Below are 1,829 nucleotides of genomic sequence, written 5' to 3'. Positions count from 1 at the left end.
CGTCGCCGCGTTCGCGATCTTCGATCCGGCGGCCGTGCAGCAGATGATCGAAGCGGGGGTCGGCGCGCAAGTGACGCTGACGCTCGGCGGCAAGCTCGACATGCCGGCAATCGGCCTGCGCGGCCAGCCGCGCGAGGTCAGCGGCCGGGTCCGCCTGGTCTGCGACGGGCGCTTCCGCAACCGCGGCCCGATGGCGCGCGGCGAGCTCAACGACATGGGCCCGAGCGCCGTGTTCGACACCGGCAAGGTGCAGATCGTCGTGATCTCCAACCATGTCGAGCCGCACGACCTGGCCGCCTTCACCGCCGTCGGCATCGCGCCCGAGACCAAGCGCTTCGTGATGCTGAAGAGCCGGATCCACTGGCGCGCCGGCCTGCGGCCGCTGGCCCACGCGGTGGTCGAGTGCGCCGGCACCGGCGTCTGCACGTCCGACTACGCGGCCCTGAACTTCAAGAAGGTGCGCCGGCCGATCTACCCGCTCGACGCGATCTGAGCCGGGCGGGCGTCGCGACCCGCGGCGCGTCAGGGCGTGCGCCGGATCGATGCCGGCAGCTTCTTCCAGGGCAGGTCGGCCGGGTCGGCAGCCATCGGGCCGGCCGCCTTGGCGACGAGGATGTGGCTGGCTATCGGCTGGAAGTCGGCGCGGAAGTGGTTCGAGCTCTTGACGACGATCAGGCGCATCGCTTCGGCGTGGATGCCGACCATGCGCAGCAGCTCGCGGTCGAGCAGCTGCTTCTTGCCGCCGACGACGGCGATGCGGATGCCTTCGATCTCCAGGCATGCGCTCGGGCCGAGGTTCACAGTGAGGCCGCGCATCATCGGCCCGGCGAGCGTGCAGGTGCCGTCGCTCAGCGCCAGCACCTTGAAGCGGCCGCGCACCGGCGCGTCGCTGAGCTGGCCGGTGAAGGTGGGCACCGCGGTGCCGAGGGCGAGGTCGAGCTCGGCGCCGACGCCGGCGGCGTGCGCGGCCCGCCCGGCGGCGGAATCGAACAGCAGGCCGAGCGCGACCTGCCCGGGAAAGCGCCGGCCGGCGCCCTGCGCGAGCAGCGCGTGCAGCATGCCGGTGGTGTTGCTGTCGCCGCCGGCGCCGGGGTTGTCCTGGGTGTCGGCGATGACGACCGGCGCCGCCGCATCCGCGGCCAGCGTCAGCGCCTGGGCGACGGCCTCGCGCGCGCCGACGATCTCGAGCTGCCACTGGGCCGGCGCGCCGACTCGGGCGTAGAGCTGCTCGACGGCGCGCTCGGCCTGCGCGCCGTGGCCCCACGCCATGGGCGCGCATTCCTCGAAGTCGGCGGCGGGAAAGCCCATGCAGAAGCTGAGCACCGTGCCGAGCTCGCGGTCGAGCGCCGCGAGCTCGTCGTAGAGGCCCTTCGCCGGCTCCAGCCAGGTGCTCTGCGCGTTGAGCGGGATCAGGAACGGCAGGCGCCTGAACCGCATCGGCTCCTTGCGCCCGGCGACGAGGCGGCGGGCAAGCAGCCCGGCCGCGAGCTCGCCGGTCGCGGCCATGTCGACGTGCGGGTAGGTGCGGTAGGAGACCAGGGCGTCCGCCACGTCGAGCATCCGCCGGGTGACGTTGGCATGCAGGTCGAGGCTGGCGACGATCGGCAGCCCGGCTCCGACGATTGCGCGCAAGCGGGCGAGCAGCTCGCCCTCGCTGTCGTCGGCGTGCTCGGCCACGGCGGCGCCGTGCAGGTCGAGGTAGATCGCGTCGAGCCCGCCTTGGTCGCGCGCGGCGACGACGTCCTCGCAGATCGCCCCGGCGATGCGCTCGAAGGCGTCGCGCGTCACGTAGGACGACGGGATCGCCCCGGCCCAGCACGAGGGCACGA

2 protein-coding genes are annotated in these 1,829 nt (G+C 73.4%); one reads left to right on the top strand and one right to left on the bottom strand.

All coding sequences use genetic code 11. The features are described 5' to 3' along the window. Nucleotides 1-493, top strand: a 493-nt coding sequence (locus AC30N0_RS17835; protein WP_489519233.1) for an MlrC C-terminal domain-containing protein, incomplete at its 5' end; no start/stop codon positions are given. Between the two features lie 29 nt (nucleotides 494-522). Here the strand turns inward: AC30N0_RS17835 and AC30N0_RS17830 are convergent. Beyond that, the coding region (locus AC30N0_RS17830) for a M81 family metallopeptidase (protein ID WP_489519232.1) at nucleotides 523-1,829 on the bottom strand (1,307 nt) is incomplete at its 5' end.

It is taken from the genome of Rhizobacter sp. (assembly GCF_031412495.1).
Taxonomy (GTDB): domain Bacteria; phylum Pseudomonadota; class Gammaproteobacteria; order Burkholderiales; family Burkholderiaceae_C; genus Schlegelella_A.
Note: the sequence above shows the minus strand (reverse complement) of the source record. Positions and strands in the feature narration are given on the sequence as shown.